The sequence below is a fragment of the Streptomyces sp. NPDC049577 genome, from assembly GCF_040675635.1.
Lineage (GTDB): Bacteria > Actinomycetota > Actinomycetes > Streptomycetales > Streptomycetaceae > Streptomyces.
Window position 1 is genome coordinate 1 of sequence record NZ_JBFAPH010000636.1, and the last position, 1,316, is coordinate 1,316.

Genomic DNA, 1,316 nt, shown 5'->3' on the forward strand with positions numbered 1-1,316 from the left:
CCGAACGACGTCAACCGCTGCACCGTCGACGTGACCGGGAGCGGGCTGCACAAGGTCGCCGACGTCCCGGACATGTTCGCCCTGGCCCAGTTCCACCCCTCCGCGCCGAATCGCCAGCCAGGAGGCATCGGTCGGGGATCAGCCTATCGAGAACCGGCCGGAGGCCCGAACCCGCAGTGCGCGGAACGTACCCTTGACCTCATGCGAAGAGGCTCGATACCCGGCAGTTCCGGACATGTGCGGCCCGTACGGAAGCTGGGGGATCCGGGCCTGGCCACCCCCTGCGGTGAGGTCACCGACTTCGGCCCCGCGCTCGCGGAGCTCGTCGAGGACATGTACGCCACGATGTACGCGGCCGGCGGCGTGGGGCTCGCCGCCAATCAGATCGGTGTCCCGCTGCGGGTCTTCGTCTACGACTGCCCGGACGACGAGGACCGCCGCCACCTCGGACACGTGGTCAACCCCCGGCTCGTCGAGACCGGCGGCGTCACCGTCCGCGGCCCGGAGGGCTGTCTGTCCGTGCCGGGCGTCGAAGCGGGCACGCCGCGCTTCGACGAGGCGGTGGTGGAGGGCGTCACCCTCCGGGGCGAGCCGGTGCGCGTGCGGGGCACGGGCTTCTTCGCGCGCTGCCTCCAGCACGAGTGCGACCACCTGGAGGGCGGCCTGTACCTCGACCGTCTCACCGGCTGGCGCCGAAGCCGGGCCCTGCGCGCCGCGCGCAAGGCGGGCTAGAGGGTCCGGGGGCGAAGCCCCCGCCCGTCTCAGAAGCCCGGGCCGTCCAGGCGGTCCCCGGACACCGCCAGCCGGCCCCACAGCAGATCCGCCAGATGCCGCACCAGCTGCGCGCGCGGGCAGGGCCGTTCGCGCAGCCACCAGTCGCCCGCCGCGTGCATCATGCCGACGATGCCGTGCCCCCAGACCCGCGCGAGCTGCTCCCCCTCCTCACCCAGGTCGACGCGCTCGGCGATGACCTGCGCGAGCTCCTCGCCGAGCCGGCGCAGCAGCGGCGCGGAGTGGCGCCCCACGTCGAAGCCCTGCTCGCTGCCGGCCTCCTCCTCGGCGGGATGCATCAGGAAGCGGTAGACCTGGGGCCGGGCCTCGATGGCGGCCAGATACGTGTCGAGGGTCGCCTCGACGCGCTCGCGGCGCCCGCTCGGCGCGTCGAGCGCCGCCCGCAGCCCGTCGAGCAGCCCGTCGGTGTGCCGTACGGCCAACGCCCGGTAGAGACCCCCCTTGTCGCCGAAGTGCCGGTAGAGGATCGGCACCGCCCGCCGGCCGGCCGGCCCCGGACGGCTCCCCGGACTATCTCGAGAAGC

At 73.9% G+C, this 1,316-nt stretch carries 2 protein-coding genes; one reads left to right on the forward strand and one right to left on the reverse strand.

Annotated elements, in window-relative coordinates; all coding sequences use genetic code 11:
• Nucleotides 1–201: 201 nt before the first annotated feature.
• Nucleotides 202–732: a peptide deformylase gene (gene def / locus AB0K09_RS33435; protein WP_366069147.1), complete on the forward strand. Its 531-nt coding sequence runs from the start codon at nucleotides 202–204 to the stop codon at nucleotides 730–732.
• 29 nt (nucleotides 733–761) lie between these two features.
• Here def and AB0K09_RS33440 read toward each other — a convergent pair.
• On the reverse strand, nucleotides 762–1,316 hold a 555-nt coding region (locus AB0K09_RS33440), incomplete at its 5' end, for a TetR/AcrR family transcriptional regulator (protein WP_366069146.1).